Origin of the sequence: Turneriella parva DSM 21527 (assembly GCF_000266885.1) — a bacterium.
GTDB classification, from domain to species: domain Bacteria; phylum Spirochaetota; class Leptospiria; order Turneriellales; family Turneriellaceae; genus Turneriella; species Turneriella parva.
In genome coordinates this window covers 1,747,639-1,772,891 of the sequence record NC_018020.1, presented here as the reverse complement: position 1 = coordinate 1,772,891, position 25,253 = coordinate 1,747,639, and the positions used below count along the sequence as shown (strand labels likewise).

General features: G+C 53.6%; 20 protein-coding genes. 9 read left to right on the top strand and 11 right to left on the bottom strand.

All coding sequences use genetic code 11. From position 1 onward, the window contains the following. Positions 1-24: 24 nt before the first annotated feature. The gene (locus TURPA_RS08635; protein WP_014802916.1) at positions 25-1,644 is read left to right on the top strand and encodes an AMP-binding protein; all 1,620 of its coding nucleotides are present in this window, start codon (positions 25-27) and stop codon (positions 1,642-1,644) included. Further along, positions 1,641-2,681, top strand: a complete 1,041-nt coding sequence (locus tag TURPA_RS08630) for an alkane 1-monooxygenase (RefSeq protein ID WP_014802915.1) — start codon at positions 1,641-1,643, stop codon at positions 2,679-2,681. Before TURPA_RS08635 ends, TURPA_RS08630 begins: the two co-directional genes overlap by 4 nt. On the opposite strand, the gene TURPA_RS21655 is transcribed toward TURPA_RS08630, so the two are convergent. Further along, on the bottom strand, positions 2,644-3,453 hold the full coding sequence (locus TURPA_RS21655) for a DapH/DapD/GlmU-related protein (RefSeq protein WP_014802914.1): 810 nt from the start codon (positions 3,451-3,453) through the stop codon (positions 2,644-2,646). The genes TURPA_RS08630 and TURPA_RS21655 overlap by 38 nt on opposite strands. A gap of 189 nt (positions 3,454-3,642) precedes the next feature. Here TURPA_RS21655 and TURPA_RS08620 point away from each other — a divergent pair, with 189 nt between their 5' ends. Continuing rightward, positions 3,643-4,497: a DUF6279 family lipoprotein gene (locus TURPA_RS08620; protein WP_014802913.1), complete on the top strand. Its 855-nt coding sequence runs from the start codon at positions 3,643-3,645 to the stop codon at positions 4,495-4,497. Positions 4,498-4,782: 285 nt separating this feature from the next. Here TURPA_RS08620 and TURPA_RS08615 read toward each other — a convergent pair whose 3' ends face one another. From TURPA_RS08615 to TURPA_RS08605, 3 genes are all read right to left on the bottom strand, one after another. Further along, positions 4,783-5,139 (bottom strand): HepT-like ribonuclease domain-containing protein, encoded by a 357-nt coding sequence (locus TURPA_RS08615; protein WP_014802912.1) that lies wholly within the window; start codon positions 5,137-5,139, stop codon positions 4,783-4,785. Continuing rightward, on the bottom strand, positions 5,129-5,443 hold the full coding sequence (locus TURPA_RS08610; protein ID WP_014802911.1) for a nucleotidyltransferase family protein: 315 nt from the start codon (positions 5,441-5,443) through the stop codon (positions 5,129-5,131). The genes TURPA_RS08615 and TURPA_RS08610 overlap by 11 nt, the downstream gene beginning before the upstream one ends. Before the next feature lie 310 nt (positions 5,444-5,753). Beyond that, positions 5,754-6,116 (bottom strand): DUF2750 domain-containing protein, encoded by a 363-nt coding sequence (locus TURPA_RS08605; protein WP_014802910.1) that lies wholly within the window; start codon positions 6,114-6,116, stop codon positions 5,754-5,756. Between the two features lie 188 nt (positions 6,117-6,304). On the opposite strand from TURPA_RS08605, the gene TURPA_RS08595 reads away from it, so the two are divergent. Next, positions 6,305-7,195 carry a hypothetical protein gene (locus TURPA_RS08595; RefSeq protein WP_157210449.1) on the top strand — a complete coding sequence of 297 codons (891 nt, stop codon included), beginning with the start codon at positions 6,305-6,307 and terminating at the stop codon, positions 7,193-7,195. A gap of 12 nt (positions 7,196-7,207) precedes the next feature. Here the strand turns inward: TURPA_RS08595 and TURPA_RS08590 are convergent, their stop codons facing one another. From TURPA_RS08590 to TURPA_RS08580, 3 genes are read right to left on the bottom strand one after another with little or no spacing between them, the layout of a single operon-like run. Then, positions 7,208-15,232 carry an Ig-like domain-containing protein gene (locus TURPA_RS08590; protein WP_041948411.1) on the bottom strand — a complete coding sequence of 2,675 codons (8,025 nt, stop codon included), beginning with the start codon at positions 15,230-15,232 and terminating at the stop codon, positions 7,208-7,210. Between the two features lie 59 nt (positions 15,233-15,291). Next, positions 15,292-16,416, bottom strand: coding sequence for a hypothetical protein (locus TURPA_RS08585; RefSeq protein WP_014802907.1), 1,125 nt, complete (start codon positions 16,414-16,416; stop codon positions 15,292-15,294). A 52-nt stretch (positions 16,417-16,468) separates the two neighbouring features. After that, positions 16,469-18,109 (bottom strand): 7TM-DISM domain-containing protein, encoded by a 1,641-nt coding sequence (locus tag TURPA_RS08580; protein ID WP_014802906.1) that lies wholly within the window; start codon positions 18,107-18,109, stop codon positions 16,469-16,471. A gap of 165 nt (positions 18,110-18,274) precedes the next feature. Here TURPA_RS08580 and TURPA_RS08575 point away from each other — a divergent pair, with 165 nt between their 5' ends. Together TURPA_RS08575 and TURPA_RS08570 are read left to right on the top strand one after the other, a co-directional pair. Continuing rightward, the gene (locus TURPA_RS08575) at positions 18,275-18,763 is read left to right on the top strand and encodes a WbuC family cupin fold metalloprotein (protein ID WP_014802905.1); all 489 of its coding nucleotides are present in this window, start codon (positions 18,275-18,277) and stop codon (positions 18,761-18,763) included. Between the two features lie 122 nt (positions 18,764-18,885). Then, a complete protein-coding gene (locus TURPA_RS08570) occupies positions 18,886-19,503 on the top strand; it encodes an Ig-like domain-containing protein (RefSeq protein WP_014802904.1) in 618 nt (205 codons plus the stop codon). 34 nt (positions 19,504-19,537) lie between these two features. Here the strand turns inward: TURPA_RS08570 and TURPA_RS08565 are convergent, their stop codons facing one another. The 4 genes from TURPA_RS08565 to TURPA_RS08550 form a co-directional block, all read right to left on the bottom strand. Next, positions 19,538-19,951: a hypothetical protein gene (locus TURPA_RS08565; protein ID WP_041948408.1), complete on the bottom strand. Its 414-nt coding sequence runs from the start codon at positions 19,949-19,951 to the stop codon at positions 19,538-19,540. Between the two features lie 115 nt (positions 19,952-20,066). Next, positions 20,067-20,489 (bottom strand): hypothetical protein, encoded by a 423-nt coding sequence (locus tag TURPA_RS08560; protein ID WP_157210448.1) that lies wholly within the window; start codon positions 20,487-20,489, stop codon positions 20,067-20,069. 64 nt (positions 20,490-20,553) lie between these two features. Beyond that, a complete protein-coding gene (locus TURPA_RS08555; RefSeq protein ID WP_014802901.1) occupies positions 20,554-20,901 on the bottom strand; it encodes a DUF4180 domain-containing protein in 348 nt (115 codons plus the stop codon). A gap of 20 nt (positions 20,902-20,921) precedes the next feature. Continuing rightward, positions 20,922-22,022, bottom strand: a complete 1,101-nt coding sequence (locus tag TURPA_RS08550; RefSeq protein WP_014802900.1) for a hypothetical protein — start codon at positions 22,020-22,022, stop codon at positions 20,922-20,924. Between the two features lie 77 nt (positions 22,023-22,099). Between TURPA_RS08550 and TURPA_RS08545 the strand changes: the two genes are divergently transcribed. From TURPA_RS08545 to TURPA_RS08535, 3 genes are all read left to right on the top strand, one after another. Next, positions 22,100-22,420, top strand: a complete 321-nt coding sequence (locus TURPA_RS08545; protein ID WP_014802899.1) for a rhodanese-like domain-containing protein — start codon at positions 22,100-22,102, stop codon at positions 22,418-22,420. A gap of 8 nt (positions 22,421-22,428) precedes the next feature. Beyond that, on the top strand, positions 22,429-23,610 hold the full coding sequence (gene mnmA / locus TURPA_RS08540; protein WP_041948407.1) for a tRNA 2-thiouridine(34) synthase MnmA: 1,182 nt from the start codon (positions 22,429-22,431) through the stop codon (positions 23,608-23,610). A gap of 100 nt (positions 23,611-23,710) precedes the next feature. Then, positions 23,711-25,213: an SBBP repeat-containing protein gene (locus tag TURPA_RS08535; protein WP_014802897.1), complete on the top strand. Its 1,503-nt coding sequence runs from the start codon at positions 23,711-23,713 to the stop codon at positions 25,211-25,213. Positions 25,214-25,253: the final 40 nt, after the last annotated feature.

Genomic DNA, 25,253 nt, shown 5'->3' with positions numbered 1-25,253 from the left:
AAAAATACCGATGAGACTGACGCGGTGCCGACAATTCACGAAAAATTTTTCGCCACGGTACGTAAATTCGGCGGCAAGACTGCCTTCACGTTCATCGATCGCCAATTTTCTTACGATGAATATAACCGCTTGAGCAACCGCATCGCGCACGGTCTGCAGGCGCGGGGGTTACAACCAGGCGACAGAGTCGCGATACACCTGCCCAACCTGCCGCAATATCTGGTTTTCATGATGGGTGCACTCAAAGCCGGGTGTATCATTTCGGGACTATCGCCCCTCGCAACGCCGCGCGAGATAGCAGATCAAATAAATGACCTGGGTGCCGCAGCAGTCATCAGCTTCGACGACGTTTATGTGAAAAACGTACAAGAGCTTGTGCCGGCTCTGGCCTCATTGCGGTTGATCGTGGTAACGCGCCCTCTCGATCTGATGCCTTTTCTGATACAGTTTTTCGGCCGCCTGCTCGGTAAGGTACCATATCCTGATATTCGGTTCAGAGATGCGCGCGAAATCTGGTTCAACGAGTTTTTGGCCGCGCAGAGTGATTCTGATTGTCTGGTCGCGAGGCTAGTCACAGATACCGCGGCGATACAGTACACGGGCGGTACAACCGGCCGCAGCAAAGGAGCGATGCTATCGCATGCGAATCTTTTGGCGAATATCGAACAATCCATTGCGGTCACACATCCCGAAATCGGCAGTGAAACGGGACTTTCCATCTTGCCGTTTTTTCACATCGCCGGGCTTATCGCCGCGCTCAACACAATCGTGATTGCCGGCGCGTGGCTCTTGATTCCAAACCCCCGCGATCTCGATTTCATCGTGCGGCAGTTAAAAAAGTACCGCCCCAGCCTGATCTTTGCAGTGCCGCTGCTTTATGAGAAACTTCTGGCGCGTGATGATTTCCGCCGTGTCGATTTCAGTGAGCTAAAATTCGCAATGTCGGGGGCCGCACCGATGAGCGATGCGCTCAAAGAATCTCTCGAAGCAGTCATCAAGGTGCCCGTGCTCGAAGGTTACGGCATGACCGAAGCTTCGCCTGGCATAACAGTCAATTACCCCGGGCGAGTGAAACCCGGCACCGTAGGGCAGGCTCTGCCGGGTACCGAGCTTAAAATATCTGCGCTCGACGGCGGTGCCGAGGGCGAACTTCACGTTTCGGGCCCGCAGGTGATGCAGGGTTACTGGAACAATCCGCAAGAGACGCAGGCGGCACTACAAACACATGAAGGTAAGGTCTGGCTAAAAACGGGCGATATCGCGCGCATCGATGCAGAGGGCTATGTGACGATTGTCGACCGTTTAAAAGACATGGTGAACGTCGGCGGCTATAAGGTTTTTTCGGTCGAGGTCGAGGCGGTGATGCAGCAGCATTCGGCTATTGCCGTCGCCGCAATACTGGCGAAAAAGCATTCCGATCACGCAACCGAATCTGTCAAGCTGGTCGTTGAGCTTCGACCAGGCCATGAACAGAGCGACAAACCTGCGCTGCGCGAAGATATTCTGCGCTTCGCGCGGGAGAAACTTGCGGCATACAAAGTACCGCGTGAAATTGAATTTGTGCCGACGATTCCGTTAACACCGATCGGTAAGGTCGATAAAAAGGCACTCAGGGCCTTGATCGCCGAAGAGGGTACAAAGTGACAAGATCGAAAAAACTGGCTTTTCTTCTCGTGATACAGATGCCGCTGCAGATTATTGTCGGGTATCTGATCGGCTTCAACTACTTTTCGCTCGTTATGGTTTTTATCGCAATACCCATCGCTGATCAGATTCTGGGTCATGACGCGAGCAATCCGCATGCTGATCAGGCAGCCGCATTGGCGCGCGATCGTTTTTTTCTGATTATGCCGGTACTGTGGGTGCCGTGCCAGATCGCCATTCTCATCTGGGGCGCAGTTCTCATTCAGGGCGATACTCTGCCCTTCTGCCAAAAGGTTGGCCTCGGGTTTTCTATCGCGGTGATGACGGGCTCAGGAATCATTATCGCGCACGAATTCGGTCACCGGCACAGCGCCTGGGAGCGCACGCTGGCAAAGGTGTTGCTGGCATCGGTATGTTACATGCACTTCATCATAGAACACAACCTCGGCCACCATACTCGGGTGGCCACCCCAGAAGACCCGTCTTCGGCGCGGGTGGGCGAGAATTTTTACTCGTTTTGGCTGCGTTCGGTCGGCGGCAGCTACCGCTCAGCCTGGCAGCTTGAGCTACAACGGCTGCGGCACAAGGGTTATTCTCTCTGGGGCTGGCACAACCAGATGTTGTGGTTTCTGCTTATTCCCGTCGCGATCGGCGGGGCATTTTATTTTCTGATCGGCGCCTATGCGCTTTTGTTTTTCGTGTTGCAGAGCTTCTTTGCGTTCAGCATGCTCGAGCTGATTAATTACATCGAACACTATGGATTGACACGCACGAAAAAGCAGAACGGCGAATACGAACCCGTATCGACCCGCCATTCGTGGAACGCGAACCAGCTGTTATCGAATCTTTATATGATACACCTCGAGCGGCATAGCGACCACCATCACAATCCGACGCTGCGATATCAACTGTTAAGCCACCGCGACGAAAGCCCGCAGCTGCCGGGCGGTTACGGGGCGATGTTTCCGCTGGCACTCGTGCCGCCCCTGTGGTTTCGCGTCATCGATCCGCTGCTTGAGAAATACCGGCAGGGTTAATACCCAAAGTCTCAGAATTTATCCGCACAGCGGGAACTCCCCCCCACATTTCGCCCGCGCCGATGCGCGTCTTCGGCAAGACGACAGAATTCGCCAGAACGCGGGCACCGTCGCCCACAACAACATCGCCCATGATCGTCGCCCTGAGACCGATGACCACGTCATCGCCGATATTGACAGGCGCGACGATGAGATAACCCGACTGCGCGTAATGCGCCACAATCACGGCTGAACCGCCGATAGTGACACGGTTGCCGATGCTTATCATCGCCGGGTCAGATATATGCGTCGTGTTGATGAAGACGTCATCACCGATTTTCATGCCCATCAGCAGGTAAAAAATATTCCCGAAAGGCGAGGGCGTCACAAACTCGAGAAATGAATAGCGCACGAGATAGAGCAGCGCATTCGAAAAATACCAGCGCCCGGCTTCGGCTGAAAAATACACGCCCCGATAATCACGCGCATAAGCGCGCATCAAGAAACAAGCAAGGGGGATAACCACCATCAGCGAGAAGCCATACGTAAAGAAGCCTGCGGCAATCCCGATACCCCAGAATAAATATTGACCGGCGATTGGCCAAGCCTCTGCGATGCCACCTAGCCATTGAAACACGGCAATGCCGGGCATCAGCGCCACACCCAGTAAAGCGACGAAGATGGCGGCCAGAGGCAAGAGCGCGAGCGCTTGAGCGATAAGTTTAAGGCGATTCACCGCTTTCTGCGAAGCAAGAATTTTCGCCCCCGTAAAGCGATAAAGCAGGTGACCCATCGCAGGCGGCCCGAAGAGCGGCTATTGAGGCAGCGCGGCAGGTCGCCTGATTTGAAAATTTATAGCTACAGCAAAACAACGAAATTCGGGAAAAGCGGGCCTCAGCCCGTTCATAGAGCGATTTACGCTTCGAAAATCGCGGAACTTTTTCTGAAATTCGTCGTTTTGCGATCTGCCGCGCAGACCCTTATGCGCCGAAGATTGCGGCTGACGCTGCTGTTTGCTTTTGTTCTCTCCGTTGCATGCTGCACCAGGGCCCTCGGCAAGGTTGCGTATAACAACCTTCTGCCGCAGATAATTCTCAATCGAATCGACGAATATTTCGACCTGAACTCCACTCAAGAGAAATATCTGAAAGCACGGCTTCAGGTACACCACGCCTGGCACCGTACAACCCAACTGAAACTTTACGGCGCCGATCTGAAAGATCTGCGCAGCCGTCTTGCTGCGACTCTGACCGAAGCCGATCTGCTCTGGCTCACTGACCGGTTGACCCGGCACCGCAATGCCATTTACGCCCGCATAATACCCGATTTGGTAAATGTATTGCAGACCCTCAGCGATGATCAGTTGAACCATTTTCAAAAGAAGCTCGATAAAGAAAACCGTGAACTCGATGAAAAGCTCGCCCGTCCGCTGAGCGTGCGCCAGCAAGAAGAGTTTCAGGCGATTGTGAAACAAATCGAAGAATGGACAGGGTCACTCACAAAATTGCAGAAAGACATGCTGCGCACAAAATACGTTTCGATAGCCGACAGCGCGGTCGACTGGCTGCGCTACCGCGAAGACCAGCAGGGGGTATTTGTCAGGCTATTGCGCTCAAAACCCGATCACCAGACGCTCAAGGCAGATTTAGAAGGCCGCATGATCTATCAGGAGCGCAATGTGCCGCAGAGATTTAAGGTACGTTTTCAGCGCACTTTGACTCTGCTGAAAGAAATGGCCCTTACCGCCGACAAGACGCTAACGCCCGACCAGCGCATGCATGCTCTGGCAAAAATGGACGAGTACATTCAACTGGTCGAAGAAATTTCCCCGCGGTGAACGTGGAATTTACGCTGACGTTTGGTGACGCATGTTTCATTATTTCAGTCTGTAGAGCAAATTTGCGTCACCAAATAAGCCCGAAGCGCCTGCCTGCGACGAGGCGAAGCCGAGTCTCCGTGCTAGGTGGAGCACAAAACATACGTCCCGTTTGTGCGACGAAGGCATCTTTGGCGCGTAGGGCCGAGCACCCGCGACCGCTCTTACGGTCTCCGTCTTCGGTGAAGCTACGGCACCGCAGGGAGCGCAGCAGATAAATTTTGTTGTGCGCTGCTGCGATTGAAGTCAGCCCGCCTGAAAGATGTCTTTTTCTTTCAGGCGAATCTCTTTCAATTGTGGCTTTAAGGCAGGAAGTTTATTCGTGGCCGCATCCCATACGATTTTATAGTCTACGATGAAGTAACCGTGTATCAATTTATCGCGGGTGCCAGCAATCAGTCTCCAGGGAATCTCAGGGTATTTAGATTTCAGGCCTGGAGAAATCGTTTTTACTGCTTCTCCAATAATCTCCAAGCTCCTTGCGGTAGCCCGCTTATGTATCTCAGAGGTTAGAAACGCGCTTTCTGTAATGGCCTTCAATTCCTTCTCAAGAAAATCTATTTCCCCAAGAATATAGCCCAAATATTCAAAATCAGACTTCAAGGTAAACTATCTCTTTTTCCACTACCTTTTTGAAATTCTCAGGAAGGGAGTCGAAGGTCAATAAGTCAATCTTACGGTTTAATTTATCTTCAAGATAGTAAGCCAAATTCATGAAATTATAGAAATCTGTGGCGTTTTGCTTGAATCTCACGACAAAATCAACATCACTATCACTATCCGGCCGCCCCGCGGAGCGAGAAAAAGAGCCAAATAGGCCAATATTTTGCACCCCATAACGAGCAAACTCTGGTTTGGCATCTTTGAGTCTGTTAAGTATGTCAGCTTTATCCATTACCGGCTGCATATAAATACCTTCGTCTCATGTCTGTAAACCGTCAATTCCTAATCAGAATTTCAAGAATTAAAGGTAGAATGCTTTCGCAGTTGCACCCAACGTGGATTTTACGCTGACGTTTTGACTTGCTGCGTCTTCGTAGCAAGTCAAAATGTGGTCGTAGCGGCTCGCGGTGACGCGCGAAAACACACCTCCCGGTGTGCGCGTCATCCGCGATCTTCTGCCGCGAAGACCCGAGGACGCGACCCAGCGGAGCGGTCGCGCCCGCAGCGCGTAAAATTTGTTGGGCGCAGTTTGATATTCGGAAGCCACGGCCAGGCTATGTTTCTTCGGCTTTGTAATTCTCGAGGTTTTGCTTTAACTGCTTCGGTTCAATGTCATAGCCGACGGCTCGTGGTCCAGACCAATTCAAGCCGGCTAATAGCCCATATTTATCTAAACCCGGTAGCCAATCATTGATAAATTTATGATACTCGATTTTGACCGTTTTAAAACCATGATATGCGGCGACATTCTGTATGATTTTCTTTGCTCGCGATTCAGAAGACCAAAAAGGCTGTGATCTCTTCTTGCTACTGGTCATTGGTGCAGGGTACCCGTCTTCGTCACGAATTGTCCAGATTTCTCTATTTTTTGTGACATCTTTATAGAATGCGGCGGCTTGTGATGCGGCTTGACTCATACAATTTACTCTGAAACCGTCTTACTCGAAATTATTGACCTTATGTTATCAAGCAAAATTGCGTGAAATATTTTCATATCAAATTGCGCCCAACAGAATTTATGCGAACTCAAAAGATGCTCCCGATTGAAAATCGAATCCATGCCAGTAAAGAGTTGCGCTTGCAGGCAAATGTGAAAAGAAATCCCATGATGCGAATCATTTGCCAGACCCTTCACGCCGGCCTGTTCATTCTGGTGCTGCAGCATTCGCCGTATGCAAATATTCATGCGGCCAAGCCGCCACGGCAGCTGAGTGCCAGTGCAATCAAGAAAGAAATAGCCGAGAAATATAAAATTCAACGGAAAGAAATAAGTACAAACGAGAAAGACGCGCTCAGCGGGCGATTCAGGGCGCATGTCGGTGAATTAGACCTCAGCGATCGCGAATCAGCAAAAGGCCTGAAATTGCCTGAAATCCTCTATGGCAAATTGAACCTGAGCGGCCTCAAATCAACAGAAGGATTAATATTGCCGAAGGTCATGCAGGGTGATCTCTCTCTGAGCGAGCTTGAATCAGCCGAGGGATTAAATTTGCCTGCGACTTTTCAAGGCACCGTTTATTTGAGTAGCGTCATATCGGCAAAAGGTTTGCAATTGCCCGCGGGCTTCAGCGGTGGGCTTGATCTCGGTAGCCTGAAATCGCCTGAAGGCTTGCACCTGCCAGAAACCATGCACGGCAGCCTGTACCTGAGCAAACTCAGAACCGCCAAGGGCCTGCAGTTGCCAAAGGTTATTCATGGCAGCCTCTTTCTGAGCGGCATCGTTTCGGCGAAAGGTGTTACGCTTCCAGAAATCGTCGACGGCAGTCTCTACCTGGTCGGACTCTCATCGGCAGAGGGCTTACAGTTTCCCCAGACAGTCGGTGGCACCATTTATATGGGCCGGCTCGCAACCGCTCAGGGGCTGGTATTGCCGGCCGACGTTGGTGGTAAGGTTGACATCAGCCGCATCAAATCGGCAGAGGGGCTTCGGCTGCCCGCAAGTCTCAAAAAGAAAGTGCTGCTGCCGCGCGGTATCACGCCAGAATGGATTGAGTAACCTATTGGCCTGTCATGGGCAGCTGTGGCTCAGCGCAATACTGTACTTTTTGCCGAGGTAACACTGCACCATCTCGCGTTCAGTCTGGCTCAGCTCTTTGTTAAACGCGATAATTTCGGCAATATCGCCCTGAAAGAAAAATCCCGCGCCTCTTCTGCCTATGCGTGAATTCGTGTATGAATAGACCGTACTGGTGTTGGCATCGCTGGTGAGCAAGGTTCCGTTTTTTCTTATCGCCCGGCCCGTTGATGTGTTGAGACTACCGAGATAAATGTCGGCGTTGCCGCTCGCCGATTCTGTCACGGCCAATGAATTGCTGCCCTGACCCAGCTGAAACGAAGAAGTACTCAAGAAGCCCAACCGCAGTTCTGCATTGGCGTCGTTGGTATCACCTGCAAGAAACCAGTTATCTGCCTTATTGCTGGTGATTTTTGCGACAACAATCAATGTGTATGCTGTGTTTAGAAAAAAATTACCGTTAAACGACAGCTGGTCTGAAGTACCGTCAAACCGCAACACGGGTCGGCCGTTGATCGCTCCGGTGACATAGGTTGGCCGATTGCCAGCGGTAGCCGATGATCCGTGGCGGGCGCCACCACTCTGGTCGTTCCATTGTTGTACTGTCTGACCGTTCGAGGCGAGCGTGGCGCCGGCATCGCTGTAGGCGCCCTGAGAGGCATCGAGCCACCATCTGACGCTGTCCATAGATATCGGTAGCATTCGTGGCGTCCAGGCAACAGGGTTGCCCGAACCATCGATTCCGTTGGTATCAAAGCGCAGCAACGTGACTCCGGCGACTGTTCCGTCGATGAAGTTTTCTTTACAATAAGTTTTTCCCCACCAGCGGTAGGTGGTGCCTGCCGGGCAGTTGACCGTTGGGTTCGTCTCTTCGCCCTGATAAGCGCCGATATTCGGTGTGAACAGGCAGACTTCATTCGATTCGCAAAGACCGTTCTCGTTGCCGACGCCGTCGCCGATAAACTCGGTGGCATTAGGTATGAAAGTAGAAACGCACTTCGCTGCTGACCAGTTACCGGTGGCGCCCGTGCAGGCACTGTTGGTTTTATAACCTGGGTACGAACACGCTCCCCCGCTAGCGACGAAAGTAGAACCGATCGCCGCGTAGTTATCGCACGAACTTTGTGCCGTGGGGGCAGTCGCTGAATACCAGGCGTGTGAGTATGCCTGATTGCCATAAGGCAGCGCGTTGACATTGTAAGCGACGGCCGCCCCGCCCGCTCCCGTATCAGTCGAGGTCAGCCGCATATCCCAAATGCGGCAGGTACCACTGGTGCAAGATCCGCGTGTAGTGCTATCGGTGATAGCTGTGCCGTCTTTTCCCCAAAGGCGGTAGTCATTGGCAAAGTTCAGCCAATTGTTCCCCGAGGCAAAGGGCGCAGTGCCGTTCGTATCTGAGGTATTCACCGCATCATTGGTGGTCACCCTGCCAACGAATGTGCCGGCCATGGTGATACCCGATGTGAAGGTTGCATCGGAGGCACCACCATTGGCACAAGTTGTGTCAACGAGGCCTGCAAGCGTCGCTGTCGTTGCCGAGGTGTCACAATTCTTACCGGTGTTGCTGCCGAAGCGCAATAGACCACCCCAGTAATGCGCGGCGGTATTCTGCACCAGAACGCCGCTCGTCGCCGCGTGCGCCGCCGCTATATTCAGGTGCGAAAATTTCGTGTTTGCCTGCGTTATGCCCGACGAACCGGTTTGCGCACTCAAGAAATTCATCAATACTCCGCCACCATTTGTCGCAGAGCCGGTGAAGCCTGCACCCGTAAGCATACCGACTGTTGAATTCAGCACTGTGACATTGATGCCGCTCGTGGCAGCTATGCCCTGGCTACCTGCGCCAATACCCAGCGCGTTATGGATAACCGATCCTGTGCCCCCTGTATCAAAAAGTTTTACGGTCGTGTTCGCGCCGCGAATTTTGGTAAGCGTGGCGTAATTTGGGCTATCCAATAGATAATTTTCAGAGCTCGGCGAGTATCCCACCGCCGTGTTAAACAATAAAACATTATCGGCGCTGGTTTGAATTCTGAAAGACGGTGAATTGAGCCCGCGTGCACTGGCATTTCTCACCACCTGAAATTTACCGCCGACGCGAAAGCAGGCATTTCCCGTGTTCTGCTGCTCAAATTCGCCTTCAATCCACGAGAAGTCGGCGCTGCCGCCTCCAACGACGGGGTTGTTCGTCGTGTTGGCGACCTTGCTACCTGATTGCACGACCAGGGCATTTTTTGCGGAGATACTGAAGGTAGCGTCTGTATTGGTCATGATGACGTGAATGGTACCGCTGGTGTTGAGTGAAACAGGAATACCGCTCACCACTCGCCTCACGATATTGTTCGCCGCCCAATAGCGAGGCGGCGTTACTTTGATTTCATTGCCATTGCGAAAGATGCGCAGCGTCATCTGCTTCCATTTACACGGTGAAAGATCGGTGCCCCCACACGTACCCCAATCGATTAGGTCGCTCAGGTTCTTCGTCTCATTGAGCGCCGTCGATACCATGCGCACCGGGTTGGTGGATGTATCGCACACCCAATTAAACGCATCCAATGAATCGATCGCCGTGACACCCGTGCAGTCTGTGTTGCCGGTCGGTAGAGACTCAACGCGCATTGCGCCGCCATGCAGACACTTGTAATAGCCGCCGGTTTCGCTGCCGGTGCAGGCGGTCGAATTCGCGTTAAACACGGTCGTGCCGTTGTTTCTGATGTAGTCCATCCAGTTGAGGCCGTTGGTGGGGTAGAGCGCGGTGAAGACGCCGGCAGACGCCGTGAGCGATACCTGCGTTGTCGTCATCGCATTGCCGGCCGCGTCGTAGATTGCGGTTGCTGAGGCCGCCCCGACCCTGTCGCCCGAACCATTGGCATCGGCCGTCAGCAGGTTGGCATTGGTGTTGAACCGCACCAACGCATCGCAGCCGTTTTCATCGTCCCAGGGTGTCGCACTAACCGCGGTTGCCCCGCCCGCAGCGATATTGTTATAAGACAAGGCCGTTTGCGTAATGGTTGTGAGGCAGCCGATGGCCGCAGAGTTATCCACCGCTTCAGAAAATGCCAGCCACACGCGGTTATATCCCACTGTGCCTTCGGCCGCTGTGATAATCGGCGCTGCTGTGTCAGATTCGGTAACCGTTGCCGTGAAGAGCTGCGCCATGGTATTATTCGCGAGGTCTTTGACGCCGGGCGAGGCGGTCGTCGTCAGGTCTGGCTTGGCGCCGGTATCGTATCCATTAGCGAATTCTGAAAATTTCAGGTAGATGACGTTGTCGTTGAGCACATCGGTTTGACCCGTGGGCGCTGTTGTGCCGTGGGCGAGTTGCACGTTGGTGTAGCCTGCCACGAGCCACGCGGTCGTGACCGTGCCGAGGTTGTTGTTGGCCGTAAATCCGGGAAAACTTGAATCGACAATGTTTTCGCTAAACGTTATTTTGTACGCGTCTATGCGGCCATTGCCGTTAGAATCGAGAGTCTGGACAAGAGTGATGGTCGGGGGCAATATATCTCCCGGGTTCAGGTTTATCGAAGCAGTCACCGTCGTGATCGGCGCGGCATTGCCGACGCTGTCAAAGATCTGCGACGCCGCAGGCCTCACGGTGATGGTCTCGACGCCAGTTGCGGTGCCGGTAATGGAAAGATTGCAGCGTATCGTTGTTTCTCCCCCCGTCAAAGCGCTGCCCGTGGTTTTCGTGACCGAAGCGATCGTCGCCGCTGTTGCCCCACCGCCATTTTGCGTAAAGGTCAGCACGAGGTCAGAAACGATGAGCGCACCCGCGCCGGCACTATTGGTATAAACACCCTGGTCAAAGGTCACGTCGATATAGTTATTTTGCGAATGCAATGTTCTACCGGTAATCGCCGGGTTTCGGGTGTCGACAGTAACCGTGCGCGCGGTATCGGCATTCATGACATTGCCCTGCGCATCTTGAAAGGTGCTGATATTGTAGGTACCCGTTGCAGCTTCGTTGTTATCGATGAAGGTAAACGCACCTGTCCAAACTGTGTTGCCGACTGACCACGCTGAGCCGGTGATGGTGTATGCAGATGCAAGTCCGGTAATTGTCGGCGAGGGATTCACAGCGGTGTTCATCGCTTCACTGAAAGTAATGCTGACACTTTTTGATCCGACATCGGCGTCTCGAAGGGCTGTTACCGAAACCGAACTCACCGTGGGTTTCGAGGTGTCGAAGGTGAAACCAGTGCGCGTGACGGTCGGTGCGGCATTGCCATTGGCATCGCTGCCGTTGAAAGTGATCGTATAGACCGCACCGCTCACTAGAGTCGGCGGGTTGGTTAGAACACCGCTGAACGTGCCGCTCGCGAGCTCAGCGGGCACTAGAGTTTGGGTGTGCGGCGAGGAGCCGTCTGTACTACCGCCCGTACGGGTCCACGTGACGGTGCCGGCCTGCAAGGCTTCTGAAAGTGTGTAGCTGACAGCAGTCGTATTGGCGCTCGCTGAATTCGCAGGCGCAACCGCTGAAAAGACGGGATTCTGCGTATCAACATTGATCGTGTAACTTGTGTTGGTAGCGATCACATTGCTCGCAATATCGCGAAAGCCACTGATTGTATAGCTACCCGTCGCTGTCGCATTGAGGTCGGTGAAAGCGAATGATCCTGTCCAGACCGTGTTGCCGACGCTCCAGCTTGAACCCGTAATTGTGTACGGTGTCGCGCCGACGGTCAATGTCTGCGACGGATTGAATGTCGTGTCCATCGCCTCGCTGAAAGTGATGCTGACGCTTACCGAACCGACATTACTGTCTTTGAGCACCGTATTGGGCGTTACCGCTGTAATCGTCGGCACTTTCTTATCGAACAGAAATTTTGCGCCGGTTGCCACGGATGCCTTTGCCGGGTTGTTCGATAGGTCATAGATGGAGTTGGCATCAAACATTCGAATGTTAATCGTCTCAGCCCCTGACGGATTGCAGGGTACCGGGGGACTACACGTAATTGCGAGAAAGAAGCGCACAACGGTTTCACCGCCCGTGAGAGCAGACGCCGATGCCTCTACTGTGTTGTCGGGTTTTTTCACCGAGCTGATGGTTGCACCGCTCGCGGGGCCGGCATTGGCTGAAAAATCCAATAGAAAATCCCCCGTGTGCACGGCTCCCGAGGGCGGGCCACTGTTCGTGTATACGCCCGAGCTGAATGTTACGTCGATGTATGCATTGCTGTTCGCGAGCACGGCCGAGGTGATGGCGGGACCTGCAGTTGCAATACCGAAGCTTGCGTTCGTGGGGGCCTGCGACGAATTTCCCGCGGTATCCGTGGTCGCACTGAGGCTCACGGTGGCTGTGCCGTCCTGGAAGGCGCCACCATTATCAGCCGTCACCGTGTAGGTGTAAGTGAATACGAGAGGGTTTGCCGTCGGGAGCATGGCCGTGGTAACATCTGAAGATCCCGGTTGATCAACCGTAATGTTTGGCGTTCCATTGGGCGCCTCGCTGTAAGTGGCGGTGACGGTGAGACTACCCGCGGCAAAGGGGCCCGTCGTATTGCCGCTCTGGTTGTAGCTGAGCGCCACAGTGGGGGCCGTTGTGTCGATCGTGACGCTGAGCGGCAGCGAAGCGCCGCTAATATTACCGGCGGCATCCATGACGCGCGCGGTGATGTTGCGTATACCAGCGGCGAGCGCCAGATCGATAGTATAGGTGCCGCCGGTTGCAAGCCCCGAGCCCAGTATGGTCGCACCTTCGAGCAATTGCACTAATTGCCCCGATTCGCCGTTGCCGGTGAATGTCAGGTTTGTTGTAACATTGGTTCTGTCGTCTAGCACAGATGTTCCGGTGTCGTCGGCATCTTGAAGATCGGGAATTGTCGGTACGAGGGGTGCTGTCACGTCTACTGTCACCAGAAGTGCCGGGCTGTCGGCAGAGGTGAAGCCAGCGGCATTGGTTGCTCGTGCAGTCAGGTTATAGACTGCTTCGGTGAGGTTAACGTCGACCTGCCAGAAACCTGAGCCGTTCGCAGTCGTCGTGGCGATTTGTGTAGCGCCATTCATCAGCGTCACCGTTGAATTTGCTTCGGCATTACCCTGAAACGTCAATGCCGTCGTTCGGTTCGTGATATTATCGCTGTCGCTGCTACCACTGTCGTCTGCAGCCAGAAGATCAGGTTGCCCTGGCGCATCGGGCGCGCAATCGATCAAGAGGCCTGTTTTGTTGCCACCCGATACAGTACCCGAGGCCGAAGTGCCCGAAGCCGAAACGATACAATTCTGCGGCGGGCTCGAAGGTTGATTCAGAATCGTGATGTCGTAACCCGAACCATCGATCTGGGTCGCAAAAGCAAAATTGATGTCTGCGCCGGTGGTGTTGAGTACGACATCGTTAGCACCATTGTTCTGCAGCGTGAGGCCATTGCCAGCAAGACCGCGCACGGTACCCGTTACCGCAAAATAGTCTGTGGTGCAGCTGATGTTGACATTGCTCACCGCTGAAGAAGGCATCGTACCGAAACCATTCGTAACGACGCAGGTTTGGCTGAGGCCCTTCGGGTTGTTCAGCACCTGCACCGAATAGGTTGCGGCGCCGGGCAGGCCATAGGTGAAGTTATAGCTGCCGTTCGTGGCAATGGTTTTGATTTCGGTGCCATTGATCTGCAACGCAAGCCCCTGCCCCGCAAGACCCGTCACCGTGCCACCGACCTGGTACGCAAGCTGGCAATAGCCGAAGATATTACCGACGCTGCCGCCGCTGATCGCACCCGTGCTGTTCAAGATCGAACAAAACTGCAGCGGGCTCAGCGGTTGGTTTTTCACGGCAACCGAATAGGCGCTGCCGTCGGGTATCAGCCGGGCAAAGTTGAAGAAGCCGTTGCCGACATTCATGATCTCGTCGTTGTTCTCATTGTTGACGAGTGTCACGGTGCCGCCCGAAAGCCCGGCGATATAACCCGAAATCTGGTATGCCTGTACTGAACAGATCACCTGCACATCGGTGACCGCAGCGCCGGCTATAGTGCCCTTGTTGTTCACGACGCCGCACACCTGCGTGGGCAACGTCGGTTGCGAGAGCACCTGCACATTGTAGGCCGAGCCATCGGCCATAGCGGGAAAAGTAATCGCGCCATTGGCACCGACGAGCAGCTCTGAGCCGCCATTAATCTGCAAGGTGAACCCCTGCCCGACGAGGCCCGTCACTGTGCCCGAAACCGCATAAGACTGGCTGCCGCACTGCACCTGCACGTTGGTTATGTTACCGCCCTGCAGAATATTCTGGTTGTTGCTCACGGTGCAGGTCTGCGCGGGGTTGGTGGGCTGCGTCGTGATCTGCACGTTGAATGCCGAATTGTCGGCGATCACCTGCGGAAATGTAAAGAAGCCTGCGGCGGCTGTGAGGTCAGGGCCGCCGTTGAGCGAGAGTTTGAGCCCCGAGCCGGTGAGTCCGGCGACAAAACCGCCAATAGTGAAATTCTGCGTCGCGCAGACGATCGCGACGTCGGTTACGTCTTTGCTGCGCACGTTCGCCTTGTTCTTGCTCGCAGAGCAGGTCTGCGCCGGCGAACCTGGGTTCTGCGTCACCTGCACGTTGTACATGGTGCCGTCGGCAATCGTCTGCGTGAATTGAAACGTGCCGTTGGCGCTGAGCGTCAACTCTTCGCTGGCGTTGAGTTGAATTTTCACCGAACCGCCAATGAGCCCGAGCACGGTGCCGCCCACCCGAAACGGAGCGCTGACGCAGTTGACGTCGACGTTGTTGATTGCTTCTGACTGCAGCACACCACTCGCATTCGAGAGCGTACACGTCTGCTTCGGGTTTTGCGGCTGTTGCGCAATCGTGATGGCATAGGGGGATTTATCCCGTAACGCCACATCGAACTGGTAGCTGCCATTTTGCGTAATCGCAAGGGGACTGCCGCCGTTAGCGCTGAGCGTCAGGCCTTGACCGGCGAGGCCGACTACCGCACCACCGAGGCGAAAATTGCCGAGCGCACGCTCGAAGGTTTCGTTGACAGTCGGCAGCTTGGCGCAGTGGGTCGCTGAAAGAATAACAATGGTGGCAAACCTCACCCCCCAACCCCCTCTCCTTAAGGAGAGGGGGGGGAGCGTAGCGGAGGGGGTGAGGTTTCTCATAATCTATACCCCGCTCCCATGAAAAAACCCAGGGTGAAAAAACTGCCGCCGTCGGCGAAAATCATTTGGTATTCGATGTCGGTAAATATCTGCACGTTTGATTTTAAGAGCAGCGTGATGTCGGCACCTGAAATGAAACCCATGCCCGCATAATTCTTTTTGAGCGTAGTCACTGCGCTGCGGCTGGCGTCATAGACGACAAGCTGGGTTGAAGAGGCGTCGACGGTGATGGTGCCAAAGCCCGCCGCAGGGCCGACATAGGGTTGTACGAGAAGAGATCCGAAAAAGGCGAAACGCATGCCCACGGGCGCGCTGATACGATAGCCCAAATGGCTCGCCGGCAGATTCAGATCGCTGAGTTCAGTTTGCTTTAATGCATATTTGTTCGAACCGAAATCAACGCTGCCGCGTGCTTCGAGGTACAGATTTTCGCGGTAAACCGAATTGCGGCGGTAAGCGGCGCGAACGGTAAGGTTATTAAAATCTTTGGGCGAAAGTTCTGAACCAGTCGCGATACCGCCTGACGCGGCGAAAAGAGACGGTGCGAAGCCAAATGACACCAGCACCTGGTTTAATCCCCCCTCATAGAAACTGTCGGCCAGCGAGATGCGCGCGAACTCGTCTTTGCTCGGCAGAATCTTTTCCATTTCGATTGCCGATTCGGTCGCAATTTTCTGCAAAGTATTGAAGACCGAGCTGTCGACCGCGGCCTTATGGCTGATCGTCTTCAGAATTTTTTTCTCGCCCACACCGATGATGCGAATTTCGACAATGATGCTGCGGGCGTTACCGGCATTGCCGCGAAAGCTGCCGGTCACGACGATATCTTGCCGGCCCAAAAGCCCCAAAGCCACTGCTGCAGTCTCGGTATCAAAATCTTGCGGAAAGATGTAGTTCTTCTCGGCGAGCGCATTGCGCTGTTCAACGGGTATTTCGGTGAACAGAAAGCGATTTTTCAGCTCGGTGCGAATCGCGTCAGAAATCGAGGCTTCGAGGTATTTGAGGTTCGGGTCGCCCGAGCGGTTGACGGTCTCGAGCACCATAACCCGAGGCAGGCGGGCAGCACCGAGAGCCGAGCTCGCGAGCGCCAACAGAAGTAGTTTGAAGATCGGAGCCTGCATCGACTCTTCTTTAATAGAGGGTTTTTCAGCTTTTGTCGCCTCAAATGATCATTCAAGACCTATTTTGCGCAAAATTCGCCGCCTTTTGCAGATTTTTTTCGCGGTATTCTTTCGCAGTAACGCCCGTCACCCTTTTGAATTCGGTCGAAAACGCCGCCTTTGAGCCGAAGCCCGTGGCGAAGGCTATATCGAGCACATTTTCATGCGGATTCTCAACGAGCAGGCGTTGCGCCTCGCCCACCCGGTATTCGTTGATAAAGTTGGCAAAATTCTTCTGAAAGTGGCTGTTCAAAAGTTCTGAAAGCTGTGTGCGGTTGAGGCCGAGCGTCTTGGCCAGATCGGGCAGGCGCAAATCTTCGATGAGGTAAATTTTCTCTTCGTCCATGAGAATCTTCAGCCGGGCGAGAGTGCTCTGCACGTCGACGTCGGTCAGCGAAGATTTGCGGTATTTGGCCTTCGATTCACCCGGCATTCGCGCGATCAATGCCTGCATCTTCTCATCGAGCAATCGCAAACGCTCGCGGTCGGCGAGGCGCTGCTTTTCCCATGCTGCCATGAAGAAGAACAGAATGTCGACAGGGAAAATGAGAACAGCTGCGTAGACAATCCACCCCGAATACTCGAGCACGCTGCGCAGATAAAGAATGTGAAACACTCCAAAAAAGAAAAGAATCGCCCAGCCGATGATGAAGAGGCGCACGTGCAGGCCGCTCTTCGGCAAGAGGTAAATACCGATGCCGAAAAAAGCCGGAATCGAAACCAGATAGATCAGGGAATATAGAGTCGAGAACCACACAACGGGCAGGTCGAGCAGACTCACGGGCAGGCTAATGGCACAGAAAATTGCGAGTGCATTGCAGACGAAATCGGCGCGTGGCAGAAACTTGCGAAAGTCGAGCAGACGGCTCACGAACAGTGTCGAAAAAATAATCTGCGCGCCGACCAGGGTAAAACCGGCCCGGTTCTGCCACCAGGTTGAATTGGGCCAGAGAAGATCGAACGCGTTGCCAAAAGTGGTGTCAAATGCCAGCGCAATCGAAACTAGATAGCCCGTGTACAAAAGAAAGTTCATGTCTCTCGATATGGCATAGAGAAAGAAAGCAAACGCGATCAGAATGAGGGTAATAGTCGAATAGATGACGATGATTGTAAGTTCACGCTTGAGATCATGCAGGTACGCGCCTTCGGTCTTGAGCAGAATCGGAAAGTTCTTAATCGACGTGGATTGCAGGCGTATGAACAGCAGTCGGCCTGATACCTGATCGGGCTGTATCTGCACCGCGGGAAAATGCGTTTCTGGCAGGCTCCACGTTGATTTGGGGTAACCATCGCCCGCGATCTGCTTTTGTGTATTGCCGGCAGCATCGCGGTAGAAGACCTCAATCGAGTCGAGGGCTTTCCACGCGAAGACTGCATATATCTTTTTCTGCGCCGCGAATGACGCAAATTTCTTCAGATCAATGCGAAACCAATACGCCGACCTTGAAAACCCAAAATGCGTTGCATTTTTTCCGACACGCTGCCACGGTAATGATTTCTGCGCCTCAACCTGTTCAAATGCCAGTTGGGGCGGCATATCTTCAATAAATTCAACATCAGCAGTGATATTGATTTCGCCAGCAATCTGGCCAGGCCAAAGCGGAGCCGCGGATATTATTAAGGACACGATACAGGTGAAAAGAGTCTGCCTCATAAACCTTTCACGCGACAGTGACTGTAGATATTCCCGCACGGCAATCTTTAATCAGACAGGGAGAAAACCCAAACGATCGAGAGAGCGTTGCCGATTTGCGATATAACCCAAACGTGCTGAATTCAATAGTTGACCGACGCAATACAAATCAGCAGTTGCACAACTATGAAGCCCCCTATCCAAATCATCACTTCTACCCTGCTCGATGAACTCGAAAATAGGGCCAGGGACTCAGCACGCCAGCGCACAAACCACAACTTTCATGCAACCTTTGAAGAAAACCCCAACCGTTTTCTGAACGTGATGGTCCGCGGAACCTATGTCACTCCGCATCGCCACACGACCCCACCGAAAAGCGAAAGTTTTGTCGTGCTGCGCGGGCAGCTGCTTTTTATTACCTTTGATGATCAGGGGGATCTAAAAACCGTCACGCGCCTGTCAGCCTCTGACAATTATGGCATCGATATCGGCCCGGGCATCTGGCACAGCATCATCGTCGAAAGTGAAACCGCAATCTGCTTTGAAGTAAAGCCCGGCCCTTATGCTCCGGCAAGCGACAAAGATTTTGCGCCGTGGGCACCGCGCGAGGGCGAGGTCGGGTGCGAGGCGTATGCAAACGAAGTTTACACCAGAGCGTTGAAGTATTTTACCTAAACTCGCCGACAGCGGGGTGCGGCGCATAAGCAGAAGAGCCCAGTACGAGGGCTCAGAAATTCTTGGCGGCATAGGGCAAGATGCCCTATGGACAAAGCACCTGCAACCTGATAAGGTCTGCCATGAAGAAAATCAAAAAGAACATCATTTCGACCCTTGCGGTTGCGGGTATAATTCTCGGTGGGTTCGGCTGCTTCCCGAGCAACTCTACCGACCAGCCTGGGCAAGGCCAGACGAACAACGGCGGAGGCAACACTCCTCAGGAATTCACGTTTACTATCGCGCCTGCAGAAGGGACGACGCAGATTGCACTGCATACCAAGTTACGTATTACTTTCGATCAGGCCATGGACGTCACCACGTTGACAACCCACAGTTCTACAGTCTGCAGTGGATCAGTGCAGCTTTCGCGCGATAATTTCGTGACCTGCGTGTCGATGCAATCTGTCGCGCCGCAAATGAGCCAGGGCAATACCGTGGCCGAGTTCGCGCCTATCGAGGGCATGGCTGGTGCCTTCAATCACAAGGTACGGCTAACGACAGAGATCAGGTCTATTTCTGGTAGTTCACTGCGGGAAACCTACACGCAGACCAACGGCTTCACGCCTGACAATATTGCGCAATGTATCGCCTCTTGTGATGCAGACCTTGAGGCCTGCGGTGGCGGTGCGGGTCCAGAAACGGAATTGGGCGCGTATTGTCTTGAGCTCAGAAATCAATGCACTACGGCGTGCAATTGAGAATCTGACTTAAAGCGTCAGTCGCCAAATTGCTTCAAACCCCCGTATGCGTGAACGTCACGGTAAACGGCGCCAACGAGCCACCGCTCACGGCATTGATATTTGATGAAAACTGCACGTTGTAGGTAGCATTCGTCAGGCCAGTGAGTGTAAATGTCCAGGTGATGTTATCGACCGATGCAAGGCTTGTGAGGGCAGCCCCGTTATCGATGGTGATAGAGCCTATGGGCACGTTCACGGCCTCGCTAAACGTCACGGTAGCATTGAAGGTGCCGCCAGTGTTTAGCGACGGGTCTATGTTTGTACTCACCACCCGAATGTTTCGGAACGAGGCACCACCCCCCGGCGCTTCGAGCTTGCTGAGCAAGTCGATATTCGTGCAACCAGTCGCAAAAAACCATAACACAATGGTGAGTGGGTAGACGAACCGCGGCTTGATGGTTTTCATGCGCGAACAGAGCCCACCCATGCCAACGCGTCAACAAATATGACGCCCGCGCCAGTGCCATCGCGAGGCTCAAAAGGGCATTATATCCCCAACGGGTTTTATTCTCCGGAATCTGCTAGCCCTTCTCTATTATAAACACTTTGAACAGGCAACTGGGCTCCCCGAGGGGGCTGCCAATATGCTCTGCGTGAATGATAACCTTGTCTTTACTGCCCAGGGTTTCACCCGTCGCAGTATGAATCTTGAGGTCGCCTTCCTGGTAGGTTTTGGCAAGTTTGTCGATTGCGTTCTTGCCACCATGCGTGCGCACGCTCACGGTTATGGATTTCCCTTTGCGATCAGGCGTCTCATACAGGTCGAGATTGATCGTATCGTTCTGCAGCAGCATACCCGAAACGCTTAAATAGCCGGGAATCGCAATGCGCTCACCTTCATACAACCCCTTTACTTCTTTTGCGTAGTACTTGCCGCCGCAGGCCTCGGCGAAGGCGACGGGCTTGCCCTTGGGTTCTTCTTTGCACTGTGACAAAGAGAGCATAATTAGCAGACAGACAATTTTTTTCATACGTCCAATCCACATTTATGCTTCAATTTTGCTACCCTTAGCTCGGTTTTATAACTTGGGCGAGAATTTTTGCCCTTGCCTCTTCGCTCGACGCAACAAAAAATATATTGCCTCGCCTATTGCTCTCATAAATAAAATCGCGTAGGCTCTTGCTATCGATATCAGAAAAATCACCCACCACCGCAATGCGCCGGCGGTAGTTAGCAAGCTTTTGCGCAACCTCGCCCGCGATGCCCGTCGAAAGATCAAAAAATTCAGGCGCGATATTTCTCTGGTGTAGAATCAGGTTATCTTCTTCGTGCGCATAGATGAGACCCAGAACATCAGCACCATTCGCAATCAATATCTCCTGCGAATCAATTTCAGCTACCGCGGTATTCGGCATAACGAATAGACGCTGACAATTCAGAACATCAGCGAAATATTGGCATAAACGCGCGAAATTCCCTCGAAGGTATCGAGAGAACTTTTGACCCTGCCCACCCCTCGCTCAATTTCAACCAGATCTGTGGTCTGCGGGTTCATCGGGCGCTCGAAATCTTGCCGCGATGAAATCGGCATCTCGACGCCGCCCTCGAACATGAGGTTCTTGTATTTGAGACCGAGATGCAACGAGTAGGTGTTCTGTGTGATCGTACCATTCACCTGGCTTCCACGATATGAAGGCCCGGTGCTGCCATAGGCATAATCCATCACCATGCCCCCGCGCCAGATATAACTTGAACCGGCAAAGAGACGCGAAGCGCCAAAGCCAATGAGGTTGACGTTGAGGTAAGCGCTCGCCTGCGCCATCATGCCAAATGTGTTGGTGTCAACCAAGATGTAACCCAACGAACCGCGCACGCCACCGAATACCGGCCAGTTGACATTTGTACTGAGTCCCAGGCCGAATTGCGGCAGCACAGACCACGGCCCCGAAAGCATCAGCGCATAATTGAAAGTGCGCTTCTTATCAAGATAGGGTTGCATGCCGAAGATTGACCCTTTGGGTTCTTGCCGCGCGTTCTCATCGCCAGACCAGACACCGCCCCTTCGCCAGGCGGCGATCTTGCGCTTCTCGACATCGTAGCTTGCGCTGCGGGTGCGAATTGTCATCACCGTTTCATCTTCGCCCGTAATGACGCCGATGTACTGCACATCTTCGGTATCAACGATGATGTCACCCCGCTCATTAATATAATCGACGTAGCCACCGAACCGAGCATGGTCTTCGGCGGTGAGCGCCAGATCAGAATAGAATGCATCGCCCTGGCGCGCGCGAAAAACCAGATCGCGGTCAATCTTCACCGCCATCGCGCCTTTCTTGTAGCTGATCGATTTCTGGTCGATGCTCTGCAGCTCGACATCGGCGATAACCTGATCATCTTTGAGCCGCAAACTCACAGCTTTGCCCGGGGTGAGCAAACCCAGGTTGCGGCCTATTGGGGCATCACTGAAAAGTAACGAGGCGGCAGAAAAAGACATGACCGTCAGCAAAAGGTAGGATTTCAGAAACAAACGCGCCATACCACCTCATGGCAGACCGGGCTGCCCCGTAAATGGATTTTGGCTTACGCGCTGTCTCTGGTGTATATTCGTGCAGTATGGTTGAACAGCTTTCAGTGCATGATCTCAAGAAGAAAATGGACGCGGGTGAGAAATTTCTGCTCGTCGATGTGCGCAACGACAACGAACTCGATATCTGTAAATTCGAGACTGCGCTGCATATTCCGTTGCACCTGCTGACGGCTCGCTACACAGAGCTGCCGCAAGACGCTGAAATTATCCTTACCTGCCACCACGGCGGGCGCTCGATGCAGGCCGCAAATTTTCTGGTGAACCAGGGCTACCGCAACGTCAGTAACCTGATGGGCGGCATCGATGCCTGGGCGTCGCATATCGACCCCAACATGGCGAAATATTGACAGGCAGTATGCGTGTTCTGTGCGCCATGTCGGGCGGCGTCGACTCTGCCGTCTCTGCCTTCTTGCTGAAACAGCAGGGTCATGAAGTCATCGGCGCCAATATGCGCTTTTGGGAGTATAAAGAACCCCTCCCCCTGTCCCCTCCCCTTGATAAGGGGAGGGGTGCCGAAGGCGGGGTGGGGTCGTGCGAAACACCTGTCCTGGTGAAGAACAAACTCACCTCGTGCTGCTCGCCAGAAGATATGGCAGATGCCGAACGCTCGGCTCGCGGAATGGGCATACCGTTCTACGCGCTCAAGATGGAAGCCGACTTCCGTGTGAATGTCATAGATCCTTTTGTCGCCGACTACGAGAACGGGTTAACTCCCAACCCGTGCGTGCACTGCAACACCTACATCAAGTTTGGCGAATTCTATGAAAAGGCGACAGCACTCGGCTTCGACCAGATCGCTACGGGTCATTACGCCGACATTGTTCACCTGCCGAACGGGCGTTATGCCGTCGCGCCCGCAGCTGACCGCAAAAAAGACCAGAGCTACTATCTCTATGGCATGTCGCAAGAGTCACTCGCGCGCACGATTTTCCCGCTCGCGAAGATGATCAAGGACGAAGCGCGGCGCATCGCTGAAGCGAACAATATTCCCGTCGCGCGCAAGCCCGACTCGCAGGAGATCTGTTTTATACCCGACAACGACCACAAGGCGTTCCTGAAGCGCGAGGGTGTCTCGATGCGGCCTGGGTATTTTCGCGACCGTCTGGGCGCGATACTCGGCAAACATGAAGGTTCAGTGGGATTAACCATCGGCCAGCGCAAGGGCCTCGGCGTGGCGGGTTTTGCCGAAGCGCAGTTCGTGCTCGAAATTCTCTCGAATGGCGATGTCATTCTTGGCCCCCGCGAAGAGCTCGAGCGCCGCACGTTTTATATTCGCGATGTGGTTTTCCAGGGCGTCGCCGAAGACGACCGCGCGTGGTCAGAAGGTGTACCGTGCAACGTGCAGATTCGTTACAACGGGCAGCCGTTGGCGGCGGTGGCATACAAGGTAGAGACGCCATTGATGGCGTCTCTACGGATTGAATTAGATACCCCTGCATGGGCAGTGACACCCGGCCAGGCGGGGGTACTCTATGACCGTGACGGCGGGTTTATTCTTGCTGGTGGCAAAATTAGGCTGGTGCCACCAGAAGATTAGAGACGCTGCCATTCTGCGGACGCAATGCATCTGCCCGCTCAAAAAAAGAACAGCGGCAAAATAATCTTTACGTCCCCCCCCCCACCCGTTATTTTGACGCATGAAATTGAAAGCTTACCTTATGATACTTATGGTTAGCGGTGCCTTCGTGCATTGCAAGAGTGGCGGTGGCGATAGCGGTGACGCGTCGAGCGGTAGCGCCGCTGCGGGCACTGCTCAGTGGGCACGGTTACCGACACCGGTCAGCGGAACTATTTCTTTTTCTGCTGTGGCCAGTGATAGCTCTGGCAATGCGTATGTGGTCGGCTCACAAACGGGCACGGGAGCGCATCAATACGCAACTGGCGTGACCGCAACGGGCACGGCAGCAGGCTCCAATGCTGTAATCGTAAAATACAATTCTTCTGGCGCGGCTCAATGGGCACGAACCACGACGGCAGGTACGGGTGGCTCTGCATTTGCAGGTATTGCTGTTGATAGTTCAGGTAATATTTTCGCCGTCGGCTCTCAAAGCGGAAATGCCGCCACAAGCTATGCAGCCGGAATCACCGCAACGGGTACGTATAGTCTTGGCAACAACGTGGTGATAGTTAAATACAATTCAGCAGGTGATGCGCAGTGGGCGCGCACCGTTACAGCGGGTACGAATGCGTCTGCATACACGTCAGTGGCCGTCGATAGCAGCGGCAACGCCTATGCGGCTGGTAGCCAAAACCAAAATGGCGTGTTCACCTACGCTGCGGGAGTTTCAGCGACCGGCTCCGCAGCGGCAGCTACTAACGCCGTCATCGTTAAATATGATACAAACGGAACTGCCCAATGGGCCAAGACCGTCACGGCTGGTAGCAATAACTCTGTTTTTAATGGTGTGGGTGTTGATAGCTCTGGCAATGTGTACGCGGCCGGTTCACAATCGACGAATGCCACGTACACATATGACACTGGGGTATCAGCAACTGGCTTGTCGATCTCGGGTCTTAATCTGGTGGTTGTCAAATACAACTCGGCAGGTACGGGACAATGGGCTAGGGTAGCGACAGCCGGCAGCAATCAGACGGCGGCGAACGCGGTGGCAGTGGATTCAAGTGGCAACGCTTATGTGGCCGGTTATCAAATTGGCAATACGGCGTTCACTTATGGCACTGGTATTACTGCCACGGCAGCCGTTTCGGGTGCTATGAATTCTCTGTTGGTCAAATATGATTCTACAGGTACCGCTCAGTGGGCACGAACAGTAACCACGGCAACAGCTGAATCGCGTTTCTTTGCTGTAGCCGTTAATGCCAGCGGCAGAATCACTGCTGGCGGAAACAAACTATCTGAAAATGCGTTCACGTACGGCACTGGTGTAACTGTAACGGGAACTTCGTTCAACTATAACATGACTCTGGTGCAGTATGACAGCGCAGGAACAGCACAATGGGGCAGAAGCGTAACATCGGGCAGTAACAATTCACGCGTTAATGGTATTTCTGCTGATAGCCCTGGAAACATATACGCTGTGGGTTTCCAGAATGGTACGGGATCATACAGTTATGGTAATGGTATCAGCGCTGCTGGCCCTCTTGGTGGTGATAATCCGACTATCCTTCAGTATCGATAGATTCACCACTATCGTAGCGGCTCTGCGTCAATCTTCTTGA